The following is a 21,639-nucleotide window of genomic DNA, read 5'->3' as shown; positions in this document are numbered from 1 at the left end:
GCCGAGCTCGAAGCCGCCTACTACGCTCAAAACGAGGCCCAGCAGGAGCTGGAGTTCTCAAACCAGTAAGTCTCCGGACATGCCGGGGCGGTTCAGACCCACATCTGTCCTGTCTCGGGTGATGCTTGACAGTCGTGTGTCAGCTGATGCTTGACGCCGGCTCCGCTCGCCACACGTGGAGCCCGACCTGCGCGGCACCAGAGGCTCTTCCAGTCCTCAGGACCCGTTTGGTGCCGGAGGCGCGGATATTCAGCTGCGGTGGCCAGGCGTGACGTCGATGGTGCCGGTGTCGATGACGTCCCGGGCGACCTCGTTCAACTTGCGGTTGGTGTTCTGGCTCGCGATTCGCAGCAGGTCGAACGCCTGCTCCCGACCCAGTTTGTGCGGGGCCATCAGTACGCCGATGGCTGTTCCGATGTCCCGGTTGGATGCAAGGGCGCGCTCGAGATTGTGGGCTCCGCCGCGTAGGTGGGATGCGGCGAGGGCTTGCGCTGCGTGGGTCACGAGGAGCAGCCCTTCCGCCAGATCACGCTCACCGAATGCCCTAGTTTTCTCGGCGTAGATGTTCAGCCCCCCGATGATTCCGGCGGCCTCGAGGTGCATCCGGTACGACAGCATGCTGCGCAGCCCCAGCTCCGCCACGACGCGACGGCCGTACTCGGGCCAACGCTCGTCGACAGCAAGGTCTTCGGCTGGTAGATGGCATCGTCGACGATCGCGTCGAGGCAGGGCCCAGAGCCCAGCTCGTACTGGAGGGCGTCCGCCCGGCGGGCGACCTCGTCGGTGGCCGCAGCGGTCATGAACCGGCCGTGGCTGTGCGTCGTGATGCTGGCGGCGTAGGCCGTGGGCATGCGCTCGAGGGCGAGCGTGGCAACCGTTTGGAAGGGGTTGGGATTGGCTGATGTCGACAGCTCGTTCCCCAGGCGCTGGAAGTCCTGCGCCACCCGTCGCAGGTCCTCGGCCACCCGCCGATCCCTGGTGATGTCTTCCATGGTTGATCCCTTTTGACTACCACCCCGCGACGCTGGAAGACACATGACGGAGCCGGCAGCTGCCGGGGGTGGTGACCGGTCACGCATGAGTAAGCTCTGCGCTGCAGTAGCGCCCAGCCTCGCCAGTCGCTCAAGTCAAGTCCTACCTGCGTATGCGCGCCACGTCGCTGAGCCCGCGCCCCCATCCCGAGCACTCAGCTCGCGTCGTGGTCGCCTTCGCCGATGACCATGTGCGCCAGCGCCACCACCGGTATGCCGGCCCGCGCAGCAGCCTCGTAGAGCTGCGTCTCCACCGTCCGGGACTGGACCCCACTCCTGGCCGCCAGCATGCGCACGGCGCAACGCACGGTGTGCAGTTCCTGGAGTCGCCTCGGCGCCGCCGCCGCCTCCGTCCTCGTCGTGAACTCGAGGTCGGCGTTGGTGACCGCCCCCGGTGCCCAGGCACCGAGCATTTCGGCGATCTGCTCGTGGTGGCCATCGAACGTGTCGAGCGCCCGCCCGTAGAGGTTGATCCCGCCCACGACCGCGTCCTCCGAGACCACGGGGAGTGAGAGGGAGCTGAGGATGCCCGCCGCTGCGCTGGCGCGCGCGAACAGCTGCCAGCGGCCCTCGTCCAGCAGGCTGGTGTGCTCCGTGACGACCAGCTCCGCCGTCCTCGATGCCTGCTCGCACGGCCCGTCGTCGAGGTATTGGACAGCGTCCAGCCGAGCAGCGTCCCATGCCGTCGCGACGTAGGTCAGCGTGATGCCCATGTGTCGTGCTCCGACGCTGACGGCGGCGATCCCGGGAACCAGAAGCGTCAGCGCATCCGCCGTCTGCTCGATCTCCGCGCGCAAGTGGTCTTTGCCGAGCCGCGTCAGCAAGCTGAGCGCCTCCTGGCTCTCTGGAACTGGTTTCATACGGACCCTGTACCCACCGGTCACCCTGCCCCCGGTCACAGCCGCCGACGAAGTTGCGGCGGAGCGTAGTGTGGATCGCAGACGTCACCGAGGCGCCCGGTTAGCGAGGAGGCCTCATGGACGACAGGACCGGTGTTCTCTTGAGCCTGGCTCAAGCCATGGCCCGCCAGTCGCAGACGGATCCGCTGCCCCACCGCCTGTGCCGGTCTGCGACGCTGGTGCTGGGGGCCGACGGCGGAGCCATCACCATCGCCTACTCCAGTGAAGATCGGGTGACGCTCTGCGTGACGGACGGCAGCGCGGCTCGTCTCGAGGATCTGCAGGATGTCCTGGGCGAGGGTCCCGGCCACACCGCCTACCGCACCGGCACGCAAGTGCTGGCCATCGTCGGAGCCGGGGATGCGCGCTGGCCCCAGTTCGACGCATCGGCGTCCGAGGCATTCGGCAAGCTTGGGGTACACGCCATCCCGATTCGACCAGATCACAGGACACTCGGGGTGCTCACCTGCCACCTGCCACCGGCGAACGAACTGCTCCTCAGCCCACGTATGGTCCAGTTCCTTGCGGACGCCGTGGGCGTGGCGCTCCTACGCGACCCGGAGGCTCACGAGACCGAGACCGACGACTACCGAAGCCCGTGGGCGAGCAGGTCCCGCATCCATCAAGCCACCGGCATGGTCGTCGCACAGCTGGGCATCGACACTGGTGACGCCCTGGTCCTGCTCCGTGCGCATGCCTTTGCGCAGGGCACTGCTCTCGATGACATTGCCGAAGCCGTGGTCGGCCGAGTGCTCGACTTGAGCGGCATCGACAGCGGGAGCGCCGGCTCATGAGTACGCCGGCCGTTCGTGCCTGCCTCCGGGCTGGTCGGCAAACGCCTCGAGGTCGTGGCCGTCCCCGCCGAGCTGAAGGCCACCTGCTGCGGGTTTCTCGACGCGAAGGCCGCAGTCTGCTGATGATCAAGCCGGACGTTGGAGCGCGAGAATCCTGTTGGCCACCACCGACGTGCTCCACGACCTGAAGCTCTGCCAACCGCAGCCCGAGGTCCAAACCATGGCCGACGCCCTCGGACAGAGCCTCGCGAGACATCGGCACGAGCATGGTCCTGAATCCCAAGCACTTGGGCAGCGAGGGCGTGCGTCGCAGGACACGCCGCGATGTCCGGGATGCTGGCACGGGCATCAAGCACGCGAGGGGCAGCCATGACACGTCTCGGGGGCCAAGGCTGCCGGCGTTCGGGGTCTCAAGACGCCGACCGCTTCCCTGTGCTGCCGGCTATGCCGCGCTGCAGACGCAGGTCGTCGCGGAGGGCGGGCGGTGTGGGCAGACCATATCTGCGCAGTTCCGCAGCGTAGTTCTCCATGGCTTCCAGCAACGTGCCGCGAGCCTTCAGGAGGAGGGCCGGGTCCACTCTGCCTGCCCGTAGACGGTCAACCCTTCGCCGAGCCGCGAGGACGATGCACATCAACTCACGGACCCGTGGACCAGGCAGCGGACTCGACAGATCGCTTCCCATGACGAACTCCGATCTGTCGGCGCATCGCGTCGGCCTCGTCTCGAAGCCTACGCTCGGGAGCACGGCTCCGCGTTGGAGCCTCTTCGATCTGGCCGCCCCAACCACCGTCGCGTAGAGGCTCACACATGCGACGCCACACGCGCAGGGTCCATACTGGTGGGACGAGGGGTGCGGCCACTCAGCTGATCGGAGAGTTCAGGTTATGACCACGAACTCCGGCCCGGACTCGGAAACGGATCGTCCTCCGGAGTGGGCTCTGGCGCAGGCGATGAATGATCGAGAAGACGACGACATCGCTGGGCGCGACGCGCGCGCGTGGAGTTTTGTCCGCGATTTTGAGGACGAGCGGCACGATGAGGATGACGACCCCGATGAGGGTGGAGAAGGGTGACGAACCCCAGGGTCGGAGGGTTCATGACTGCCTTGGACGGCAGACGCCCAGGTTGCAGAACCGTCCCAGTACCTAGGCCTCTGCGCGGAGCTCGTTTGGCCCGGCTGTACACATGTCGGTCAACCTGCGGCGGCGCCCTCCGGCGCCCAATGTAACTGTCGACCATGTCGACAGCGCCCAGAGCGGCAGTCGCGGGCGTACCCTGACAGAGAGACGTGATCACCCGCAAGGGGCTATGGCGTCGGTAGATGGCAGAGGGTCCGATCCTGGCGCGGTGTCGGCCCCCGAGGTGGGAAGTGACGACGGAGCCGTGGTCCATTCAGTCACGACCTGCCTCCTCAGGAGCCCCTGTGAACGCCACTGCAAGCAACCCGCCTACCCGTATCCCCCCATTGGATCCAGCGCCCCCCGCCGGTGCCGTGCACAGCGACGGCACGACCGAGCCGACCGGGCTCGCAAGCCGCATCGCGTTGTCACCACGTCAAGGGGTGGAGGCCGCTGATGGCGTGTGGTGGCCGCGCACGTCCGAGCTCCGACTGGAAGTGCCCCCGCTCGACGTGGCGATTCACGACCTGACGCGCGCCAGAATCGCCCGCGTCGCCTACGAACGCAATCGGTGGAACGACGCGCCGAACCGGCTTCGCACGCCTCTGGGTGTGACCCATCTTGGCTGGTTCGAGCACAGTCGTTACCCCGACCACGTCATGCTCTCCTTGGGCAGCTACCAGCAGCTGGTCCTCGTGGTGGTGCCACCGGACACCGACGGGGACATCGCCCGCAGCATGCTGGAGTCGGCCGGAGCCTGAGAGGACGAGGCGACGCCGCTCGGACGAGACATCCGGTCAGGAGGCAGTCGGCCGCGGGAATGGTGAGGCGCTCGGTCGCTCAATCGACCGCCTCGACCCACCATCCGCGGCCGTCTCGCAGGAAGGTATCGATGGACCTACACGATGCTCGACACGAAGGGTACGACCTCATCTGTCTCGCCACCGGAGTCCTCATGCAACACGGCACCGTCGGTTCAGACGAGGCGTTCGACGAACTTCTCGACCTGGCCATCGGGCGGGGTGAGACGCTCGAGCTCACCGCATACCTCGTCGTTAGGAGCGCCGAGCTCGGACACCCGTTGGCGGACGACGATGCCCCGAACGGGGATAGGGCGTAAGGGCTGATCCCGAAGCGCTGACTTCGATTCCGGCGCCTTCCCGACTCCATTCGGAGGGCCCGGAAGTGTCGGTGTGGACGAGGCAACGCGATTGCCGCTATGTGTCGACCGCCGAGCCGCACTCGCTCCAGCCAGGCCCTGTCTCGCCGGCTATGGCTTGATCCAGGTGATCGTTGCCAAGCGGCGACGTCGCCTGGTGGAGACTTTCGGGAGTCACTCCGAGCAGGGAGTCGAGCTGCGGGGGCGTCAGGTGAGACTCGGCGGTCCGGACGGCCGCGATGACGTCCGTCAGCAGCAGGATCTCCTCGAGCAGCACGCCATCGATCAGGTCGCGGTCACACGGCAGACGAGATGCTCCCTGGTGGATTGAGTGCCCCGAGGCCAGTGCAGCCATCGAGCCCGCACTCCATGTCCGAGACGAGGAGAGTGGCGTTGTCGGACTACCGTTACTCGGCTCCTGCCGTCGCCTCACACCTCAAGGGTAGGAACTGCGACCGTGCGGTGTCCCAGAGATCGGCGAGCCGGCGAAAGGCTGCTCGGATGGGTGGCGCTCATCGTTCAGTGAAGTCCAGCAGGGACTTCGGGTCACCGTGGCGTGATGCCGGACCGGAATCGCCAAGGATGGGGGTGAGGGCGCCGCCGTTCGCCACCTGAAGGGGGTCGACAACACCTCGAGGCCAGTTCTTGCGCGTCGAGCAACCACGTGAACCTCGCCATCGAGGCCCCGCCGGTGGTTCACTTCGACCTGTGGGCTCGAAGGACGGGAGTCAGTACGACGCCGCCGACGGACGCGAGGAGGGTGGCGATCCGTGGCAGGCAGGCCATGCACGCCGCTGGGCAGCCGCCGCGCAAGCACGGGAGCACGCGGTAGAGGCGCGCGAGCACGCGGTGGAGGCGCGCGAGCACGCGGTGGAGGCACGCGAGCACGCGGTGGAGGCGCGCGAGAGTGCCCACCTTGAGCGAGTGGCGGCCGCTCAAGCGATCATGGCTGCTGCGGACGAGCGTGACGCCGTCTCCGACGCCCGGGACACTGTCGCAGAGAAGCGGGAGGAAGTTCACGACCGCGCCGAAATGCTTGACTTGACAAGCGAATACGGGGCCGACTGGCCCCGGCGACGCGACGCCCAGCTTGACCGCGAACACGCGAAGGGCGACCGCACGGCATCCAGGGACGACCGTAAGGCCCTGACTGAAGGGGAGGAAGCAGGCCCCATGACGGAAGATGACGCGCAGGATCGTCCGTGACGCATACGGGGACCACGCCGTCCTTGCAGAGCTATGAGCAAGCCCTCTCTCCTTCCCGGAGCCGGTCCAGCCGGTCACGACTAGAACCTCCTGTACGACTTTCGGCGTGTTTCTTCGTCTCCCAGCCCCTGGGGTGTGGATCGTGGGGAGGGCGGACATACACCACATACATGACCTGAACTGACAAAAACTGCGGGCTTGATGCCCTGGGGGTCGGCTCCCCACCCCGGCCAGAGGCCATACACACGAATTGCCGTCACACACCACACACCTCTTTTCTGGTCCGCCATCTTCTTCGTGATCTCTTGACGTGGTCGGCGTGTGAGCAACCCCCGCGGCGCCGGCATCTCCTTCTCGGACAACGCTTTTCGGGGCCGCCCTTTCGGACCGGGTGTGTCGTGCAGCGCGGGGTTGCATCAGCTGCACGGCACACCCACCCGGACCAGGGAAGGGGGTGGCCGCCGATGACCCGGGCAACACGAGACCGCGTCTGGGACGCCGTCCCCCTCCGCTCGATTGAGCAGGCGGGTGAGCGGCCAGCCGGTGAGGGCCACCCGCTGGATCTCGGCCACCTCGACCCCGCGACGGAGGCGCAGGTGCTTGCCCGGCTCCTGTCGCGGGACTTCGACGCGTGGTCCGAGGCCGCTTCCCGGGTCGGGCACTGTGCCAGACCGATCCGGCTGCACGGGTCGTCGCAGACCGTCGACGCCCGGACCGGTGAGGTGCTCTCGAGCTTCTCCTCGGCCGACAGCCCGCTCGGGGTGCTGCACGTGCGCTGCGGGAATCGCCGGGGGTCGGAGTGCCCGTCGTGCTCGAGGTTGTATGCGGCGGACACGTTCCACCTGATCCGGGCCGGGGTCATCGGCGGCAAGGGCGTCCCTGAGCAGGTGGGTGAGAACCCGCTGGTGTTCGCGACCTTGACCGCGCCGTCGTTCGGGCTCGTGCACGGCACCCGCGGCGGCCGTGCCTGCCGCCCCTTCACCACCAAGGGACAGCACCGGGTGTGTGAGCACGGGCGGCCGACGGTCTGTCACACCAAGCACGCGGACGGGGACGAGCTGTTGGGGCAGCCGTTGTGCCGGGACTGCTACGACTACGAGAGCCACCTGGTGTGGCAGTGGTGGGCGCCGGAGCTGTGGCGCCGGTTCACCATCGACCTGCGCCGGACCTTGGCGAAGCAGCTCGGCGTGCCCGCGTCGAGGCTCGCGGAGCTGGTGACGGTGCAGTACGCGAAGGTCGCCGAGTACCAGCTGCGCGGGATCGTGCACTTCCACGCTCTGATCCGCCTCGACGGGCCCAAAACGGACGCGGGGTTTGCGCCCGCCCCGGCCGGGCTGACCGCAGCGCTGCTGGCCCGGCTCGTGGAGCAGGCGGCCGCCGGGGTCTCGTTCGACGCGCCTCCGCTGCATCAGGGCGACGTGACCCGTCGGCTGCGGTTCGGCGCCCAGCTCGACGCCCGCCCGATCGCCGCCGCCCGCCGCACCGATGACCCGGACCGGGCGCTGACCCCGGAGCAGGTCGCCGGCTACCTGGCGAAGTACGCGACGAAGTCCGCCACCGACAGCGCGAACACCGACAGTCCCCACGCTCGGCGGCTGCGCGCCACCATCGTCGCGATCGTCGACCGGCAGCGGGCCGAGGCGGCCGCGAACGACCAGCCGATGGCGGAGCACCCCTACGGGCTGCTGTTCAAGTGGCGGCACATGCTCGGCTTCCGCGGCCACTTCTCCACCAAGTCCCGCCGCTACTCGGTCACGCTCGGGCAGTTGCGCCGGCGCCGGGTCCGGTACGAACGGGCCCTGGCCGCCGCGAACCGGGAGGGTCGGACCCTCGACGTCCGCGACCTCGACGACCTCCTGCAGGACGAGACCGAGGAGACCACCCTCGTCATCGGGCACTGGACCTACGCCGGGACCGGCTGGGACACCGACGGCGACACCGAGCTCGCCAAAGCCGCCGCTGCCCGCGCCCGCGAGTACGCCCAGGAGAGAGCGAGAGCCCGGAAGACCCCATGCATTGATCAATTCGATCGGAATGAGAGAGAAGGCGACTGAGATGGAGAAGACGTTCGTGCCGTTGCTCAAAGTGAGGGAGGTGGCCGAGTACTTGGGCGTCCCGGTCCAGACCCTCTACGACTGGCGAATGCGCCACCGCGGGCCGAAGGCGGTCAAGGTCGGACGGCACCTGCGCTACAGGCGTGAGGATGTCGAGGCCTGGCTGGACGACCAGACGGCTGCCTGAGATGCCTCGCGAACGGCTGAGGCCTGGCGAGTGGGGTGAGATCACCACTTCGCGGGTGTCCGCCGATCCGGTCCGCCATAGGGGCCGGGCCCGGTTCCGAGGGGAGGACGGGACGAAGCGCGTCATCGAGCGCCACGGTCGCACTCGTCGTGCCGCGGTCGAGGCCCTGACCGACGCCCTCGAGGAGCTCGCCCGTCTCGGCGGTGGCAGCGGCCTCGCACGTTCGGACCCGTTCGAGCTCGCGGCGAAGCAGTGGTTTGACGAGATGGCGCAGCTCGTCGAGGCCGGTCAGCGCTCCCCCAGCACCCTGGAGACGTATCGACGGGCTCTCGATGGCCACGTCCTGCCAGCCGTGGGTGCTCTGCGGCTGAGTCAGGTGACCACACCCACGGTCAACCGGGTCATCGTCGACATCCACACACGGGTGGGCCCCTCGACCGCGCGCACGTGCCGTTCGATCGTCTCGGGGATCATGGGCAGGGCGGTGCGTCACGGTGCGGTGGCGAGCAACCCGGCCCGGGAAATCGAACGCCTTCGTGTCAGGCCGCAGCGACAGCCTCGTGCGCTGACGGTCGAGGAGCGAACGCAGTGGTTCGTCGGTGTGGCTGGCAACAAGAAGGCCATGGAGCGCGACCTGCTCGACCTGTCCGCGTTCCTCCTCGCAACCGGCCTGCGCATCGGGGAAGCGTTGGCGGTCACCTGGTCCGAGGTCGACTTCGACACGGCCACGATCGCGGTCTCGTCCACCCTCATCCGCGTCACCGGGCGAGGCCTCCTACGCAAGGGGACGAAGTCGGAGGCGGGTCAGAGGCGCCTGCGCCTGCCGGGCTGGTGCGTCGCCATGCTCCAGCGGCGGGCTCAGACGCTCTACGACCCCGAACGACCGGTCTTCGGCACCATCGATGGTGACTTCCGAGATCCTCGCAACGTCAGCCGCTTCCTCAAGGAGGCGCGGGAGGCGGTGGGCCTGGACTGGGTTACGGCGCACGTCTGGCGCAAGACGACTGCCACGGTCCTCGACGAGATGGGTGCGACCGGCCGCATGATCGCCGACCAGCTCGGGCACACGCGGGTGTCGATGTCGCTGGACGTCTATCTCGGTCGCGGTCTCGCTGACCCGCGGGTACTCGCTGCGCTGGAGTCCGCCGACCCGCTCGGGGTCCTGCCCTCAGCCGAAAAAGGTGGGCAAAGAAGTGGCTGAACCGGCGAGCAGGAGACCTTCCTGCATGTTTGTGCTGGTCAGAGAGCTGGCGAGGGGACTCGAACCCCTAACCCCCTGTTTACAAGACAGGTGCGCTACCGATTGCGCCACGCCAGCACGCCCGCGGCACGAGCCTGCGGACGGGCGAAAGCGTAACGGAGCCCCGCGGCATACGCCCAAACGACGGCCGCCGGCGGGCGCGGGCCGGCCGGGGACAGAAGAACGGCCCCGCGCAACCCAGGGGTTGGTCGCGCGGGGCCGTCCGGCTCAGTTCTACCAGCAGGTCAGGGAAGGCGGAGCACCTGGCCGACGAAGATGAGGTTCGGGTTGGTGACCCGGGCCCCGTTCGCCTTCCACAGCGTCTTCCAGCCACCGCGCACGTGGTAGCGCTCGGCCAGCTGGCCGAGGGTGTCGCCGCTGCGGACGGTGATCTGCCGGCCCGTGGCGGTGTTCCTGGCCGTGTTCGTGACCGTCGGGGCGGCGGCGTACGTCTTCTTCTTGCTGACGGACTTCTTGACGGTCGACTTCTGGACGGTCGACTTCTTGGTGGTCAGCGGCGCACGCTGCGTGGAGCGGGAGACGCTGATGTTGCTCGAGGTCGCACCGCCGTTGGAGCGGCTGAGGCCGGCACGCACCGAGCAGACGGGCCAGGCGCCGGGGCCCTGGCCGGCGAGCACGCGCTGCGCCACGGCGATCTGCGCGTCACGCGAGGCGAAGTCGGCGCGCGAGGCGTAGGCGCCGCCGCCGTAGCCGAGCCACGTGCTCTTGGTGAACTGCAGGCCGCCGTAGAAGCCGTTGCCGGTGTTGATGTGCCAGTTGCCGCCGGACTCGCACGCGGCGACCGCGTCCCAGACCGAGGACGCCTTGGCCGAACCTGCGGTGGCGAGGCCCCCGACGATGGTGGCCGCTCCGGCGATGCCGACGCCCGCAAGGCGCTGCTTCACAGAGATCTTCTTCGCCGCAGCATGCTTGGACAGGTACTGCATGGTTGGGTGTTTCCTTCCTGACGTGCGCCTGCGGGGTTAGCTGTCGGGTTGGGGCGTCAGGTGCCCTGTCGCAGAAGCGACTTCACCCCCAGGCCAGATGCCACCTCGCGCTTCTTCGCGTGAGTGTGCTCTGACCGCACTGGGTCCCCCGTCCTCGCCCGGCCCACGGGTGTGGGCTACATCCCTGGCTGGCGAGGCTCGGCGCGCTCAGGGAACGGATTTTTGGGTGTCCATGTGAAGTTGTGGGGAGCGGCCGGCCCAAGCCGGACGCGACGAAGCGGAACGGGACGACGAGTCGATCCCCCCCTTCCGGCCCAAGAGCCGGGTGCCGCCGAGCACTGACGGTACGTGAGGTTTCAACGCCACACAAGCCGAGTCGAGACAATTTCGTGATCTTTTCGTCGCCCACCGGTCTGGGGTGATGCGGTACGCCCACACGAGGCCCACGGCCCGCTCACGAGCGACACACAGGGGGCGTACGCGTGGAGCGCGCCATCGAAGGGCCCACTCAGCCCGCTCGGGCTCCCGTGCAGGCCGTGCCTGTCCGACCGGTCAGCGCCCGAACGGGCTGGCGCTGAAGGGGGTCCAGGTGAAGCTCATGCCGTGCCGCAGCGCCGTCAGCGCCGCCACCGCGCCGAAGACCACGAGCACACCCGAGACGACCTGTCCCGCGACGCCGCTCGGCACGATCGTCCGCGCCATCGAGCGAGACCCTCGCCGCAGCGACGCCCCACCGGGGCCCCACCAGAGCATCAGCAGGCCGATGGCGCCACCGACGGCCAGCGTTGCGGGAGAGCCGGGCCCGAGGTCACCACCCTGGGCTCCCGCGAGCATCAGCGCTGTTGCGAAGACGCCGGCGAGCGCCACGGCGACCGGCAGCAGCAGTCCCACGACCGTCGCGACCGCACCGACGACGAGGTGCCAGGGGCTCGAGACCACGGCGAACGGCACGTCGCTGCGGCGCCGGCCGAAGTCGTAGCGCCGCAGCACCAGGGCGGTCACCGACCGGTCGGTGGCACGGGCCAGGGCAGACAGCATGGCGATCGAGACGAGCGCCACCCCGGGCCACGCCATCAGCGTGCCCACCCAGGCGACCGCCACGGCAGCGAGCAGCCCGGTGCGAGTGGGCAGCCCGATGCGCGGGTCCCCCTCGCGCTGGACGGGCTCCTGGTCCTCCCAGCCGTCCTCGTCGTCCCACGGACCGTTGGGGCCGGCGTCGTCGTCCCAGCCGCGCTCGTGGGACGGCGGCGGCACCGGAGCGGGCACCCGCGGCCGGGTCGTCGGGGGCGCCCACCGAGACGGCGCGGGCGGGAGCTGCGCGGCGACCGGGTCGAGCGCCGGCTGGACGGCGGTGTGCACCCAGGGCATGACGGCCGTGCCGGCGCCCTCGACCACCTGTGTGTCACCCGGCGTGGCGGACCGCCCGTCGTCCCACAGTCCACCCCGGGGCGTCGGCACGATGGCCGCCTGGCCCGCGGCATACGCCTCGAGGGCGGCGATGACCTCGTCCGCGTGGGGGCGCTGGCGCGGGTCGGGCGACAGCGAGGCGCGCAGCAGCGGCACGAGGCGGGGGTCGACCCCGTCGAGGTCCACCTCGCCGGCCCGGACGCGGGCGAGCACGGCATCCATGCGCCCGCGCCCGAACGGCGGACGACCCGACGCGGCATACGTGATCGTCGCGGCCCAGCCCCACCAGTCGGTGGCGTCGGTGATGGCCGCGCCCTCCACGAGCTCGGGTGAGAGGTAGCCGGGCGTGCCCATGACGAGACCGCCGACGGTGTGGCGCACGTCGTCCTGCAGGTGGGCGATGCCGAAGTCGATGAGGACGGGGTCGCCGTCCTCGAGCAGGACGTTGCCGGGCTTGATGTCGCGGTGCACGACGCCGCAGGCGTGGATCGACCGGATCGCCTCGGCGATGCCGCGCGCGAGCCGCAGCAGGTCGGCCGGTGGCAGGGGGCCGTGGTCCTCGACGACCTCGTCGAGGGCAGGACCGGGCACGTAGCGGGTCACGAGGTAGGGCCGCGGCGCCATGACGTCGGCGTCGATGACGCTCGCGACGCGGGCGTCGCGGATGCGCGAGAGCGTGTCGACCTCGCGGGAAAGCCGCTGGCGCGCGTCGGCGTCGTGCGCCACGTGCGAGCGCAGCACCTTGATCGCCACGGCACGGCCGCGCGGGTCGAGGGCGAGGTGCACCACGCCCATCCCGCCCTCGCCGATCTCCTCGATGAGGCGGTAGGGGCCGATGCGCTGCGCCGACGCGGGCCGGGTCGGGGCGGCCGCGGTGGGCAGCGCCCCGGTGCGCGTGCCGGGCCGGGGGCTCGGCACCCGCGCGGTCCGGTCGTACGCAGTCATGCCCCTACGGTATGCGACTGCGGCGCGGTCGCCGGGACACTCCCGAGGCGCGCCCCGAAGTGTCCGGCTTCCGGCCGGTCAGTGGCTGATGTAGTCGCGCAGCTGGTCGCGCTCGGACTGCAGCTCGGCCAGCCGGTGCTTGACGATGTCGCCGATCGAGACGATCGCCGTCAGCCGTCCGGCCGGATCGACGATGGGCACGTGGCGCACCCGCTCCTCGGTCATCGTCCCGGCGAGGTCTGCGACGTCGTCGTCCGCAGAGCCGGTCGTGACGTCGCTCGTCATGATCTGCGAGACCGGGCCGTCGAGCACGCCGGTGCCCGTCGAATGGAGGTGCAGCACGACGTCGCGCTCGCTCACGATCCCGTCGATGCTCGTCCCGTCCGTGCTCACCACGACGGCGCCGATGCGGTGATCGGCCAGCAGGGCGAGCAGGGTCGAGACGCTCGCATCGGGCTGGATGGTGATGACCTCGCTGCCCTTGTGGCGCAGCACGTCCGAAATCTTCACGGCGACTCCTTCACCTTGTGGATGCGCCTCCGGCGGCCCACCCCAACACGCCGAGGTGCGCCGGAGATGCCCTGACTCGACCCTAGAGCCGCACCGCACCCGGCCGCCAGACTTCGCTCGTTAGAGTGAGACGCGATCGCGTCCCTCGTGCCGCGGGCCGGTGCTCGTGGACCGGCACCCGTCCCATCGGGTATGCGGCAACCGTCCTCGAGTGCAGGAGTTGATTGCGTGTCGTCCGACCGGCCGACCTACGACCTCGTCATCGCGGCCAACCGCCTGCCCGTCGACAAGGTCGTCACCGACGACGGCGAGGTGGAGTGGCGGCGCAGCCCCGGCGGCCTCGTGACGGCCATGGAGTCGGTGATGCGCTCGCAGCCGGGCGCCTGGGTCGGGTGGGCCGGAGACGCCGGCGACGCGCCCGAGCCGTTCGAGGAGGACGGCATCTACCTGCACCCGGTCCCCCTGTCGGCCGAGGACGTGCGCGACTACTACGAGGGCTTCTCCAACGACACCCTCTGGCCGATCTACCACGACGTCATCGTCCCGGCGAGCTTCCACCGCGAGTGGTGGTCGAGCTACCGCCGGGTCAACCAGCGCTTCGCCGAGGCGGTCGCCGAGGTGGCTGCCGAGGGCGCCACCGTCTGGGTTCAGGACTACCAGCTGCAGCTCGTCCCGGCGATGCTGCGCACGCTGCGCCCCGACGTGCGCATCGGGTGGTTCAACCACATCCCCTTCCCGCCCGTCGAGCTCTTCGCCCAGCTGCCGTGGCGCACCCAGCTGCTGAACGGCCTCCTCGGCGCCGACTTCCTCGGCTTCCAGCGCCAGGCCGACGCCCGCAACTTCATCCGCGCCTGCCGCCAGCTGCTCGGGGCGGCGACCCGGCGCGACCGCGTCACGGTCGAGGGCGAGAACCGCCAGGTGCGCGCCGCCGCCATCCCGATCTCCGTCGACTTCAAGGGCCTCGAGGAGCTCGCCAAGCGGCCCGAGGTGATGGCCCGCGCCAAGGAGATCCGCGAGAGCCTCGGCAACCCCGAGGTGCTCATGCTCGGCGTCGACCGGCTCGACTACACCAAGGGCATCCGGCACCGGCTCAAGGCCTACGAGGAGCTGCTGTCCGAGCGGCGCCTCGGGCCACCCGAGGTCACCCTCGTGCAGGTCGCCACACCGAGCCGTGAGCGCGTCGACGCCTACCGCATCCTGCGCGCCGAGATCGAGCAGACCGTGGGCCGCATCAACGGCGAGCTGGGCAAGATCGGCGCGCCGGCCGTGCACTACCTGCACCACTCCTACCCCCGCGAGGAGATGGCGGCGCTCTTCCAGGCGGCCGACGTCATGCTCGTCACCCCCCTTCGCGACGGGATGAACCTCGTCGCCAAGGAGTACGTCACCTGCCGCCACGACCTCGGCGGCGCCCTGGTGCTGTCCGAGTTCACCGGCGCCTGGCACGAGCTGCACCAGGCCTTCGCGTGCAACCCACACGACATCGAGGGCCTCAAGCAGACGATCCTGCGCGCGATCAACACCCCGGCCAAGGACAAGCAGCGCATCATGAAGGCGCTGCGACGCCGGGTGTCCGACCACGACGTCCAGCGCTGGGCCGCCCGCTATCTCGCGGCGCTGGCCGCCGCGCCCGAGCTGCCGGCGCCCGAGCCGCGCGAGCATCCCGTCCCCCACGCCGAGGAGACCCCGCGGATGCCCGAGCCCGACAACCGCACCCGGGCCCGCTCGTGACCCACCAGGCCGCGCTCGAGGACGCCCTCACCCGCGCTGCGGCGGCACCTTGCGTGCTCGTCGCCACCGACTACGACGGCGTCCTGGCGCCCCTTGTCACCGACCCGATGCAGGCCACTCCGGTGCCCGGCGTCATCGACTCGCTGCGTTCGCTCGCCGCGCTGCCCGACGTGCACGTCGCCGTCGTGTCGGGGCGCGACCTCGCCACCCTGCGCACCCTCACCGGCCTCGAGGAGGACGAGCCGATCGTGCTCATCGGCAGCCACGGCGCCGAGTCCTCGAGCGAGGCCGTGCGCGAGGCCATGGCAGCCGCGTCCGTCACCCCCGACGACGAGGCCACGCTCGCCGAGCTGCGTTCCGACATCGAGGCGCTCGTCAAGGAGAGCCATCCACAGGCCAACATCGAGCTGAAGCCGGCGGCGGTGGTCGTCCACGTCCGCGGCCTGCCGCCGGAGGTCGGCGACGCCGCCATCGCTGACGCACGTCGCGTCGCCCTCGACCACCCGGGGGTCAAGGTGCTCAAGGGCAAGTCGGTGCTCGAGCTCTCGGTCTCCCATGCCGACAAGGGCTCTGCCGTCACGGCGCTCGCCCGCAACCTCGACGCGAGTGCCCGCCTCTACCTCGGCGACGACGTCACCGACGAGGACGCGTTCGCCCGCCTGCGACGGACCGACGACGTCACCGTCAAGGTCGGCACCGGCTCGACCGCGGCCCGCTACCGCGTCGACGACGAGTCCGCCGTGGCCGAGCTCCTGACCCGGCTGCTCGACTCCTGCTCGGCCGCCCACCCGGCGAGCTGAGCCACGCGGCTTGCCCGGCGGCACACGCCCCCGGGCCGCGTCCACGACCCGACCGCTCGGGTATGCCGCCCTGCCGTCCCCTCGGTCAGTGGCGCCGCACGGCCCCCGTCGAGCCACGGACGACCAGCTCGGGACGGAAGACGTACTCCGCTCTGGGAGAGGGTTGCCCGGCGATCTCGTCGAGGAGCGCGCGCACCGTCGCGGCGCTCATGGCGTTGACCGCCTGGCGCACCGTCGTCAGCGGGGGGTCGGTGAAGGCGATGAGCGTCGAGTCGTCGTAGCCGACCACCGAGAAGTCGCGCGGCACGTTGAGCCCGCGCTTGCGCGCCTCGCGAATGGCCCCGAGCGCCATGAGGTCCGACCCGCACACGACCGCCGTCGCGCCGCGGTCGAGCAGGCGTCCCGCGGCGGAGGCGCCGCCCTCGACCGAGAAGAGCGAGCGCTCGATGAGGTCGTCCACGTCGGAGCGGCCGGTCAGCTCCTGCATCGAGTGGCGGAAGCCGGCGATCTTGCGGATCACCGGCACGTAGCGGTCGGGCCCGACGGCGAGGCCGATCTCGCGGTGGCCCAGGCTCACGAGGTGCTCGAGCGCCAGACCCATCGACGCGACGTCGTCGTTGCTGATGAACGGCGCGTCGACGCCCTCGATGTAGCCGTTGACGAGGACGAGCGGCAGGTTGCGCTCGCGCAGCGCGATGTAGCGGTCGGGCTTGCTCGTCGTGTCGGCGTGCAGGCCGGAGATGAAGATGATGCCCGCGACACCGCGCTCGAGGAGCATCTGGACGTAGTCGTCCTCATGCACTCCCCCGGCGACCTGCGTGCAGAGGACCGGCGTGTAGCCGTTCTGCGCCAGCGAGTTCTCGATGATCTGCGCGAAGGCCGGGAAGATCGGGTTCGTCAGCTCGGGCACGATGAGCCCGACCAGCCCGGCACTCTTGCGGCGCAGGCGACTCGGGCGGTCGTAGCCGAGGACGTCGAGGGCCGTGAGGACGGCCTGGCGCGTCGACTCCGCCACGCCGGGCTTGCCGTTGAGCACGCGCGAGACGGTCGCCTCGGACACATTCGCCTGGTCGGCGATGTCACGCAGACGTGCCTTCACGTCACCTCCCCCTTCGTCGGACGTGCCGCGGGCCGTCGTCGGCCGGGCGCCACGTCCAGATGCTGACCCCGGGCCCGGAAGCGCCCAGTGTGACAGCAGTGCCGTCGACCTTGGGCGCAGGTCCGTAGAGCGGCGAGCCGTTCTCGACCCCGGCGAGGTGCCGGGCGTCGAGGACGACCGGCTCGTGGGCGGCCCGGGCGACGTGGACCAGGGCGACCTCGTCGAGCGTCTCGCGGAGGTAGACCATGGCGTCGCCCTCGGCGTGGACCCAGCGGAGGCCGCCGGTGCGCAGGGCAACCGAGCGCTTCCGCGCGCCGATGAGGCCGCGGTAGATCGCGAGCGTGCCTGCGTCCCAGGCGTTCTCGTCCCAGGGCATCGGACGACGACCGTCCTCGCCGAAGGTGCCCTCCATGCCGATCTCGTCACCGTAGGTGAGCATCGGCATCGACGGGAAGGTGAAGAGCAGCCCCGCAGCGGCCTCGACCGCGTCGGCGCCCACCAGCGTGCGCAGGCGCGGCACGTCGTGCGAGCCGACGAGGTTGAAGGAGTGGACGAGCGACTGCCAGGCGATGCGCGAGGTGAAGTCGCGCATCGTCTCGACGACCGCATCGGCCTCGAGCAGCGGCAGCGGGACCGGCGCACCGAGGAAGCGCGGGTTCTTCGGCTCCTGCCGCAGCCAGGTCCACGCCGGCTTGCAGAAGCCGGCGTAGTTCATGATGCCGTGCCAGCCGTCGCCCGGCACGTCGGGCGTGTAGTCGTGGAAGTGCTCGCCGACGAGCAGCGCGTCGGGCGCCACCCGGCCCATGACGTCACGCATCTGCCTGGCCACGTCGTGGTTGACGTCCGTGTCGCGCCAGCGGCCGGTCATGTTCGCGACGTCGACCCGCCACCCGTCGAGGCCGCCCGAGCGACCCAGCCACTTGCGTACGACTCCCTTGGGGTCCTCGAAGATCCGGTGGCGCAACGCCGCGTTGAGGTGGTTGAGCTTGGGCAGGGAGGGCACCCCGAGCCAGGAGACGTAGGTGCCGTCCTCCCAGATGTAGTAGTCGCGCTCGGGCGCGGACTTGCCCCCCGGGCCGGTGGCGGCGAGGAACCACTCGTGCGCGTCGCCCGTGTGGTTCGTCGTGAAGTCGCCCATGACCTTGAGGCCCCGCTCGTGGGCCGCGGCGGTCAGGCGGCGCAATGCCGGAGCACCACCGAGGAGCGGGTCGATCTCCTCGAAGGAGGACGCGTCGTAGCGGTGGTTGGACCGGGCCGGGAAGAACGGCGTCATGTAGACGACGTCGACGCCGAGGTCGACCAGGTGGTCGAGGTGCTCGGTGATGCCGTCGAGGTCGCCGCCGTAGAGCTGGCGCCCGACGCCCTTCGGGGTGATGTCGACGGGGTCGGACCAGTCGGCCGGGATCGCCCAGTCCGGGGTGGGGCGCTTGTCGGCGCCCTTCGAGCGGGCGAAGCGGTCCGGGAAGATCTGGTAGACCACCGCACCCTGGGCCCAGGCGGGCGGCGGCGCGCCGTGGGCGACGAGGCGGAAGTCGCTCGCGTCGGGCACGTCGCGGTGGTGCACCCCAGTGCCGTTGAGCCACGCGTACTTCGTCGGCCCACCGGTCAGCAGGAAGCGGTAGCTCGTGACGGGGTTGTGGCAGGTCAGTGTCGCACGCCACCAGGCGTCCACCGCAGTCGTGCGCACCTTGCGGGCCGCCACGAAGGTGGCCTCACCGTCGGGCGCCGTGCGCACGTGGACCGCGTCGACCTCGGCCTCGAGCGGCACCCGGACGAGTACGTCGACACGGTCGCCGAGGCGCGGCGCCTGGTTGGAGACGTAGCGCCCCGACCCGTCGTGGTGCGGCTCGCTGAGCCGGCTGGGCGTGGCGGACTGGCGGGCCGGGGCAGCGGTCACTTGACGGAGCCCGTCGTCAGGCCACCGACGAGCTGCTTCTGGAAGGCCAGGTAGAGCAGCATGACGGGGATCGAGCCGAGCAGGGCGCCGGCCGTGAACCGCCCGAAGAGGGTGTTCGCGTCGGTGCCGAGCGTCATGCCGTAGAGGCCGACGCCGAGCGTCTGCTGGTCGACGTCCGTGAGGAAGACGCTGGCCAGCATGAACTCGCCATAGAGCCCGACGAAGACGAGCATGAAGACGGTGACGAGGATCGGCATGACGAGGCGCAGGGTCATCGTGAAGAAGATGCGCACGTGGCTGGCGCCGTCGACGATGGCCGCCTCGTCGAGCTCGCGCGGCACGGTGTCGAAGTAGCCCTTGAGCAGCCAGACGTTGGCGCCGAGCGCGCCGCCGAGGTAGGCGAGGATCAGGCCCGTGGTGGTGTTGAGGCCGAAGGCCGGCAGCACGTCACCGATCGCCGCGAAGATGATGTAGGTCGCGACGATGGCGAGCAGCGCCGGGAAGAACGTCGTCAGCAGCAGCGCCATCATGCCGGGCCGACGGCCCTTGAACCGCAGCCGCGAGAAGGCGAACGCCGCGAGGGCGCCGAGGAAGACCGCCGCCAGCGCGCCGACGAGCGAGATGATCATCGAGTTCTTGTACCAGGTCCAGAACGGGCGCGAGCTGTCGTTGAACAGGTCGGTGAAGTTCTTCGTCGAGAAGCCCGACGGCAGGAGGCTCGCCGTGTTGAGCGTGCCGCTGGGGTTGGTGGCGGCCGAGTAGATGAAGAGGATCGGGAAGAGCGCCCACATCAGGGCGAGGATCCCGAGTGCGTGGCGCCACCACACCGAGCCGCCGAGGCCCTTGCGCTTGGGCGATGCAGGGGTTGTGCCGGCCCGCTGGTCCTCGCTGGGCTCCAGAGTCGTGGTGCCCGCCGGCACCGGAACGTTCAGGGTCGACATCAGTTGACCTCCTCAAGGGCCTTGGTGCGACGGAAGCCCGGGATGCTCATCAGCGCCACGAGCAGGAAGATGACGACGGACACCGCGGCTGCGAAGCCGTAGTTCGGCGCGCTGCCCGAGAAGGCCAGGCGGTACGCATACGTGATGAGCAGGTCACTCGAGCCGATGCTCGTGTCGGCGCCGTTGAACGGGCCGCCCTTGGTGAGCAGGTAGATCAGCCCGAAGTTGTTGAAGTTGTAGGCGAACGAGGCGAGGAGCAGCGGGCCGACGGCGACGAGCAGCAGCGGCATGATGATCGAGCGCAGCGTCCGGAAGGCGTTGGCGCCGTCGATGGTCGCGGCCTCGCGCACGTCCTGCGGGATCGACTGCAGCGCACCGGTGCACACGATGAACATGTAGGGGAAGCCCAGCCACAGGTTCGTGATGAGGATGGCCGCCTTGGCGCCGAACGGCGTGCCGAGCCAGTCGACGTCCAGGTGCAGCGTCTGGTTGATGATGCCGTAGTCCTGGTTGAACATGCCCTTCCACACCAGCGCCGTGACGAAGCCGGGCAGGGCGTACGGGAGGATCAGCAGGGACCGGTAGATCCCCTTGCCGCGCAGCCTCGGGTCGTTGAAGAGGAGGGCGATGAGCATGCCGAGCAGGAAGGTCGAGAGGACCGAGACGACCGCGAACACGACGTTCCAGATGAAGATCCCGACGAAGCCGTCGCGCAGGGTCGAGTCGGTGAAGATGCGGGTGTAGTTCGAGAGCCCGACGTTCTCCTTCCAGCCCTGCGGGAAGGACTGGCTCGGGTCGGCGACGTTGACCCAGCGCGCGTCCTTCGGGGCGTAGACGGTGGGCGGCGTCGTGGAGCTGTCGGTCAGCCTGTCGGCCGCGGCGTCGTACTTGACGGTGGAGCGGCCCTCGTACGCCTCGGAGAGGCCGACGGGCTTGATGCCGCCGCCGTCGCTCGTCGGCACGGCGATCGTCGAGAGGTCCTTGCTGCGCTGGTTGGCCTGGCGGGCGGTGAGGACGGTGTAGCCGGGGGCCTTGGTGATCTTGCCGAGGGAGGTCTTCTCGATGCCGGTGGCCGGCAGCGGCTCGAGGCCCTTCTTGTCACCGACGTACATCGAGCCGTCGGGCTTGGTCAGGAGCAGGACGAGGTCGGCGTTCGCCGGGTCGCCCGTGCCCTTGGCCGCGATCGACATCTTGTAGCGGGGGGTGTTCGGGACCTCGCGCACCGACTGCGCGACGATGTCCTTGACCGAGTCCTCCTTGCTGTAGAGGTGCCCGTCGCCGTAGTTCGTCAGCGAGAGGTTGGCGGTGTAGAGCACCGGCCACAGCTGGAAGAGGGCCATGAAGAGCAGGCCCGGCACGAGGTACTTCAGCGGGACGGAGCGCCGGGTCGCGTAGACCGCGAGGATGCCCATCCCCACGAGCCCCGCGATGATGACGGCCATCGTGTTGCCGGCCGCGGCGAGCTGGGTGGCGATCCAGAGGATGCCGGCCATCACGGCGAGGATGAGCACCCACTTGATCGCGAGCGCGATGGGCTTGGTCATGTCACAGTCCTTTTGCGCCGGTCCGGCGCCGTTGCCGTAGATACACGAAGGGGAGCCCCGAGGCCCCCTGATGACCCGTGCGGGCCGCGTTCCGGGACCCGCCGTGACGGCGGGTCCCGGAGCCACTGA

The 21,639-nt window shown here is 69.8% G+C and carries 21 protein-coding genes, 1 tRNA gene and 1 riboswitch; of the genes, 10 read left to right on the top strand and 12 right to left on the bottom strand.

From position 1 onward, the window contains the following. Positions 1-249: 249 nt before the first annotated feature. From AB0316_RS05825 to AB0316_RS05815, 3 genes are all read right to left on the bottom strand, one after another. A complete protein-coding gene (locus AB0316_RS05825) occupies positions 250-618 on the bottom strand; it encodes an ANTAR domain-containing protein (protein ID WP_366271258.1) in 369 nt (122 codons plus the stop codon). Next, positions 567-992 carry a hypothetical protein gene (locus AB0316_RS05820; RefSeq protein ID WP_366271256.1) on the bottom strand — a complete coding sequence of 142 codons (426 nt, stop codon included), beginning with the start codon at positions 990-992 and terminating at the stop codon, positions 567-569. The genes AB0316_RS05825 and AB0316_RS05820 overlap by 52 nt, the downstream gene beginning before the upstream one ends. A 194-nt stretch (positions 993-1,186) precedes the next feature. Further along, complete coding sequence (locus AB0316_RS05815) at positions 1,187-1,855, bottom strand: GAF domain-containing protein (protein ID WP_366271254.1); 669 nt, start codon at positions 1,853-1,855, stop codon at positions 1,187-1,189. 152 nt (positions 1,856-2,007) lie between these two features. Between AB0316_RS05815 and AB0316_RS05810 the strand changes: the two genes are divergently transcribed. From AB0316_RS05810 to AB0316_RS05795, 4 genes are all read left to right on the top strand, one after another. Beyond that, complete coding sequence (locus tag AB0316_RS05810) at positions 2,008-2,724, top strand: GAF and ANTAR domain-containing protein (protein WP_366271253.1); 717 nt, start codon at positions 2,008-2,010, stop codon at positions 2,722-2,724. A gap of 885 nt (positions 2,725-3,609) precedes the next feature. Continuing rightward, positions 3,610-3,798, top strand: coding sequence for a hypothetical protein (locus AB0316_RS05805; RefSeq protein ID WP_366271251.1), 189 nt, complete (start codon positions 3,610-3,612; stop codon positions 3,796-3,798). A 350-nt stretch (positions 3,799-4,148) separates the two neighbouring features. Beyond that, positions 4,149-4,604, top strand: a complete 456-nt coding sequence (locus tag AB0316_RS05800; RefSeq protein ID WP_366271249.1) for a DUF5994 family protein — start codon at positions 4,149-4,151, stop codon at positions 4,602-4,604. A gap of 131 nt (positions 4,605-4,735) precedes the next feature. Beyond that, positions 4,736-4,963, top strand: a complete 228-nt coding sequence (locus AB0316_RS05795) for an ANTAR domain-containing protein (RefSeq protein WP_366271247.1) — start codon at positions 4,736-4,738, stop codon at positions 4,961-4,963. Positions 4,964-5,060: 97 nt separating this feature from the next. Here the strand turns inward: AB0316_RS05795 and AB0316_RS05790 are convergent, their stop codons facing one another. Beyond that, the gene (locus AB0316_RS05790; RefSeq protein WP_366271245.1) at positions 5,061-5,357 is read right to left on the bottom strand and encodes a hypothetical protein; all 297 of its coding nucleotides are present in this window, start codon (positions 5,355-5,357) and stop codon (positions 5,061-5,063) included. A 353-nt stretch (positions 5,358-5,710) separates the two neighbouring features. Between AB0316_RS05790 and AB0316_RS05785 the strand changes: the two genes are divergently transcribed. The 4 genes from AB0316_RS05785 (at position 5,711) to AB0316_RS05770 (ending at position 9,650) form a co-directional block, all read left to right on the top strand. Next, a complete protein-coding gene (locus AB0316_RS05785) occupies positions 5,711-6,208 on the top strand; it encodes a hypothetical protein (protein WP_366271243.1) in 498 nt (165 codons plus the stop codon). Between the two features lie 464 nt (positions 6,209-6,672). Beyond that, on the top strand, positions 6,673-8,262 hold the full coding sequence (locus AB0316_RS05780; RefSeq protein WP_366271241.1) for a replication initiator: 1,590 nt from the start codon (positions 6,673-6,675) through the stop codon (positions 8,260-8,262). Between the two features lies 1 nt (position 8,263). Next, on the top strand, positions 8,264-8,449 hold the full coding sequence (locus AB0316_RS05775) for a helix-turn-helix domain-containing protein (protein ID WP_366271239.1): 186 nt from the start codon (positions 8,264-8,266) through the stop codon (positions 8,447-8,449). A gap of 55 nt (positions 8,450-8,504) precedes the next feature. After that, the gene (locus tag AB0316_RS05770) at positions 8,505-9,650 is read left to right on the top strand and encodes a tyrosine-type recombinase/integrase (protein ID WP_366271237.1); all 1,146 of its coding nucleotides are present in this window, start codon (positions 8,505-8,507) and stop codon (positions 9,648-9,650) included. A gap of 44 nt (positions 9,651-9,694) precedes the next feature. On the opposite strand, the gene AB0316_RS05765 is transcribed toward AB0316_RS05770, so the two are convergent. The 4 genes from AB0316_RS05765 to AB0316_RS05750 all read right to left on the bottom strand — a co-directional run bounded on the left by AB0316_RS05765 (position 9,695) and on the right by AB0316_RS05750 (position 13,498). After that, positions 9,695-9,767 (bottom strand) — tRNA-Thr (locus tag AB0316_RS05765). A gap of 167 nt (positions 9,768-9,934) precedes the next feature. Next, positions 9,935-10,636 carry a transglycosylase family protein gene (locus AB0316_RS05760; protein ID WP_366271235.1) on the bottom strand — a complete coding sequence of 234 codons (702 nt, stop codon included), beginning with the start codon at positions 10,634-10,636 and terminating at the stop codon, positions 9,935-9,937. Positions 10,637-10,644: 8 nt separating this feature from the next. Continuing rightward, positions 10,645-10,850, bottom strand: a riboswitch (cyclic di-AMP (ydaO/yuaA leader). 338 nt (positions 10,851-11,188) lie between these two features. Beyond that, a complete protein-coding gene (locus AB0316_RS05755) occupies positions 11,189-12,988 on the bottom strand; it encodes a serine/threonine-protein kinase (RefSeq protein ID WP_366271233.1) in 1,800 nt (599 codons plus the stop codon). 78 nt (positions 12,989-13,066) lie between these two features. Then, on the bottom strand, positions 13,067-13,498 hold the full coding sequence (locus AB0316_RS05750; protein ID WP_366271231.1) for a CBS domain-containing protein: 432 nt from the start codon (positions 13,496-13,498) through the stop codon (positions 13,067-13,069). A gap of 228 nt (positions 13,499-13,726) precedes the next feature. Between AB0316_RS05750 and AB0316_RS05745 the strand changes: the two genes are divergently transcribed. Continuing rightward, positions 13,727-15,229, top strand: a complete 1,503-nt coding sequence (locus tag AB0316_RS05745; protein WP_366271229.1) for a trehalose-6-phosphate synthase — start codon at positions 13,727-13,729, stop codon at positions 15,227-15,229. Continuing rightward, on the top strand, positions 15,226-16,029 hold the full coding sequence (gene otsB, locus AB0316_RS05740) for a trehalose-phosphatase (RefSeq protein ID WP_366271226.1): 804 nt from the start codon (positions 15,226-15,228) through the stop codon (positions 16,027-16,029). The genes AB0316_RS05745 and otsB overlap by 4 nt, the downstream gene beginning before the upstream one ends. A gap of 85 nt (positions 16,030-16,114) precedes the next feature. Here otsB and AB0316_RS05735 read toward each other — a convergent pair whose 3' ends face one another. From AB0316_RS05735 to AB0316_RS05720, 4 genes are read right to left on the bottom strand one after another with little or no spacing between them, the layout of a single operon-like run. Continuing rightward, positions 16,115-17,128, bottom strand: a complete 1,014-nt coding sequence (locus AB0316_RS05735; protein WP_366271224.1) for a LacI family DNA-binding transcriptional regulator — start codon at positions 17,126-17,128, stop codon at positions 16,115-16,117. Between the two features lies 1 nt (position 17,129). Then, positions 17,130-19,025: a glycoside hydrolase family 13 protein gene (locus AB0316_RS05730; RefSeq protein ID WP_366271222.1), complete on the bottom strand. Its 1,896-nt coding sequence runs from the start codon at positions 19,023-19,025 to the stop codon at positions 17,130-17,132. Continuing rightward, on the bottom strand, positions 19,022-19,966 hold the full coding sequence (locus AB0316_RS05725) for a sugar ABC transporter permease (protein ID WP_366271220.1): 945 nt from the start codon (positions 19,964-19,966) through the stop codon (positions 19,022-19,024). The genes AB0316_RS05730 and AB0316_RS05725 overlap by 4 nt, the downstream gene beginning before the upstream one ends. Next, positions 19,966-21,510 carry an ABC transporter permease subunit gene (locus AB0316_RS05720; protein ID WP_366271217.1) on the bottom strand — a complete coding sequence of 515 codons (1,545 nt, stop codon included), beginning with the start codon at positions 21,508-21,510 and terminating at the stop codon, positions 19,966-19,968. Before AB0316_RS05720 ends, AB0316_RS05725 begins: the two co-directional genes overlap by 1 nt. Positions 21,511-21,639: the final 129 nt, after the last annotated feature.

This window comes from Terrabacter sp. NPDC080008 (genome assembly GCF_040702505.1).
Lineage (GTDB): Bacteria > Actinomycetota > Actinomycetes > Actinomycetales > Dermatophilaceae > Terrabacter.
The sequence above is the reverse complement of the archived record's forward strand: the minus strand, read 5'-3'. Positions and strand labels throughout refer to the sequence as shown.

Bases quoted from the DNA above. Each gene is read 5' to 3' on its own strand.
- AB0316_RS05825 (WP_366271258.1), bottom strand. From the start codon at position 618: ATGCTGTCGTACCGGATGCACCTCGAGGCCGCCGGAATCATCGGGGGG.
- AB0316_RS05820 (WP_366271256.1), bottom strand. From the start codon at position 992: ATGGAAGACATCACCAGGGATCGGCGGGTGGCCGAGGACCTGCGACGG.
- AB0316_RS05810 (WP_366271253.1), top strand. From the start codon at position 2,008: ATGGACGACAGGACCGGTGTTCTCTTGAGCCTGGCTCAAGCCATGGCC.
- AB0316_RS05805 (WP_366271251.1), top strand. From the start codon at position 3,610: ATGACCACGAACTCCGGCCCGGACTCGGAAACGGATCGTCCTCCGGAG.
- AB0316_RS05795 (WP_366271247.1), top strand. From the start codon at position 4,736: ATGGACCTACACGATGCTCGACACGAAGGGTACGACCTCATCTGTCTC.
- AB0316_RS05790 (WP_366271245.1), bottom strand. From the start codon at position 5,357: ATGGCTGCACTGGCCTCGGGGCACTCAATCCACCAGGGAGCATCTCGT.
- AB0316_RS05780 (WP_366271241.1), top strand. From the start codon at position 6,673: ATGACCCGGGCAACACGAGACCGCGTCTGGGACGCCGTCCCCCTCCGC.
- AB0316_RS05775 (WP_366271239.1), top strand. From the start codon at position 8,264: ATGGAGAAGACGTTCGTGCCGTTGCTCAAAGTGAGGGAGGTGGCCGAG.
- AB0316_RS05760 (WP_366271235.1), bottom strand. From the start codon at position 10,636: ATGCAGTACCTGTCCAAGCATGCTGCGGCGAAGAAGATCTCTGTGAAG.
- AB0316_RS05755 (WP_366271233.1), bottom strand. From the start codon at position 12,988: ATGACTGCGTACGACCGGACCGCGCGGGTGCCGAGCCCCCGGCCCGGC.
- AB0316_RS05725 (WP_366271220.1), bottom strand. From the start codon at position 19,966: ATGTCGACCCTGAACGTTCCGGTGCCGGCGGGCACCACGACTCTGGAG.
- AB0316_RS05720 (WP_366271217.1), bottom strand. From the start codon at position 21,510: ATGACCAAGCCCATCGCGCTCGCGATCAAGTGGGTGCTCATCCTCGCC.